Source organism: Planctomycetota bacterium (genome assembly GCA_026387035.1).
Taxonomy (GTDB): Bacteria; Planctomycetota; Phycisphaerae; order FEN-1346; family FEN-1346; genus JAPLMM01.
In genome coordinates, this window is record JAPLMM010000146.1 from 1 (window position 1) to 2,378 (window position 2,378).

At 64.8% G+C, this 2,378-nt stretch carries 2 protein-coding genes; both read right to left on the reverse strand.

The genetic code is table 11. The annotated features are described in order from the left end of the window. Positions 1-461: 461 nt before the first annotated feature. Entirely contained in the window at positions 462-1,280 is an 819-nt protein-coding gene (locus NTX40_04950; protein MCX5648431.1) for a FliA/WhiG family RNA polymerase sigma factor, read from the reverse strand. 126 nt (positions 1,281-1,406) lie between these two features. Then, the coding region (locus NTX40_04955) for a P-loop NTPase (GenBank protein ID MCX5648432.1) at positions 1,407-2,378 on the reverse strand (972 nt) is incomplete at its 5' end.

A 2,378-nucleotide genomic window follows, 5' to 3' on the forward strand; every position in this document is an offset into this window, starting at 1 on the left:
CCGCAATCACACTCTCCCTGGCCCTCAAACACTGTTTCTTTAGGAGCGCGAAGTCTTACCAGCCGAAACCCACTTACATTCACGGGAAGGAAGTTATGCACATAAAGGTATGCACATGACATGGATGGAAAAAGTGCGAAATAGTGCACAAAAACCGGTAAAAACCGCCCCAAAAACGTGAAAAAAGTCGAAAAAAGCACTAAATCCGCGCTAGCCCATCTTACCATTCGGGTCCCGTGCAGTGAAAAAACCGCCCGGGCGCTAGCGCCAGGGCCGGTGGCTTGTAAAAAATCGCCCAAAAATACCCCCCAAAACTCGCGCCAAAAAGTTATCCACAATCGCCGGCGTCCGTAAGTCGAGGCACAGAATTCAACGCAGAGATCGCGGAGACCGCAGAGAACAAAGCGGATAGGGGAACGACCAAAGGCAAATAATCAATAGACGCCTTGCCGTTTGGCCTTTCAGGCGACGGCGAAGTCGTCGGATCGGCCGCCGAGTTGCCCCTTGAGGCGTTCGATGATGGCGGTGTGCATCTGGCTGACGCGGGATTCGGAGAGTTTCAGCGTCGCCCCGATCTCCTTCATGGTCATGCCTTCGTAGTAGTAGAGGAGGAGGATGAGGCGTTCGTTTTTTGCGAGGCCCTTGGTGATGAGGCGCTTGAGGTCGTCGACTTGCATGGGGCGCAGGGGGTTTTCGGCGCGTCGGTCGGCCACGAGGTCGGCCTCGCGGATGTCGCGGCTGGAGTCGGAGGTGGCGAACTTGCGGTCGAGGCTGAACATGCCGACGGCGCTGGCGTCGCGTCGGAGGTGTTCGAATTCCTTCTCCGAAAGGGCCATGAACTGGGCGAGTTCGTGGTGCGTGGGGCCGCGTCCGAGCATGTTTTCGAGTTTGTGCCGGCTCTGCGTCAGTTGGGTGGCCCGATGGCGGACGAGCCGGGGAACCCAGTCGCTGTTGCGGAGGGCGTCGAGGATGGCGCCCTTGATGCGGGCCCCGCAATACGTCTCGAACTTGACGCCGCGCTTCAGGTCGAACATTTCGATGGCGTTCCTCAGGCCGTCGCAGCCGGCACTGATGAGGTCGTCGAGTTGGACCTCGTCGGGGAGTTTCGACCAGAGGCGCTCGCTGTTGGACTTGACGAGCGGCAGGTAATGTTCGACGAGGAGGTTGCGGAGGGTTTCGGAGGCCGTTTTGTGGTACTCCGCCCACACGGCCGGCAGATCCTCTTCCTTCAGTTCAACGTTTCCCTGCCAGGTGCGGATGCCTTCGGACGTGCGTGCCATGACACTGTCCCTTTCCGGTAGGTTCCCCACGCGGCGGACCGATGGGGCCGGGGACCCGTGAGAGGTCCCGCGAGATGGCCCCGTCCCCCGACGCGGCGGGGGATCGGTCCGCAAGCCGTTCTATCGTCAACCGGCGACAAGTCGGTTCACCATTCGTTGGAAGAAGCCCATGGGCGTTCGGGTCCGGGCCTGCGGGCCCTCCAGGACGGCCGAAACGAGCCTCTTGATGCACCAGGCGGCCTGCGAGTGTGGATACGCCAGGAGCAGGGGCTCCTGGCGGTGGACGGCGCGGCCGACGTGGCCGTCGCAGAAGACGTACCCCAGGAGGCCGACGGGCACACCGAGGAAACGCCCCGCGGCCTCGCGGAGTCGGCGGTGGACGCGTTCGACGTCGCGGCGATGGGCGACCATGTTCACGATGAGGCAAACCTGGCCGAGCGATTCGGCGCCGGAGGCCGCGGCCGCCTTCAACAGGGCGTAGGCGTCGACGAGCGAGGTCGGCTCGGGCGTTGTGACGAGCACGAGTTCGTCCGCTTGGCGGGCCAGCGCCAGGACGCCCGGCCCGATCCCCGCCGGCGCGTCGAGCACGACCAGGTCGTGCTGCGTCTCGAGGTCCGAAAGGCCCTCGAGGACGGCGTCGCGGCGTTTCTGGCCGATGCGCGCCAGGGCGGGCATCTGCGACGCTCCGGGGATCCACGCGATGCCCGCCGGCCCTTCCTGGACGACGTCGGCGAGGGCCATTTGGCCGGTGAGGACGTGACCCAGGTGGCCGTGCGGACGCTGGCCGAGCAGGAGGTCCACGTTCGCTAGGCCGATGTCGGCATCGAGGAGGAGAATGCGTCGGCCGGCGGCGGCGAGTCCGATGGCGAGGTTGACGGCGAGGCAGGTTTTGCCGACGCCGCCCTTGCCACTCACGATCGCCAGCACGCGTGCCCGCGGCCGAAGGTCTCTGAGGACGCGCTGGATACCGGCGGCGGGCCGGGGGGTTGAGGCCCGCGGCTTGGGCGACGCATTCCGCGGGAGGCCGGCAGGGGCGGCCGTTGGAAACACGGGTGTTTCCGCCCGGGCCGACACGCCCGTTTGGCGAGACCGCGGCAA

Coding starts and splice junctions, on each gene's coding strand:
- NTX40_04950 (MCX5648431.1), bottom strand. CDS start 1,280: ATGGCACGCACGTCCGAAGGCATCCGCACCTGGCAGGGAAACGTTGAA.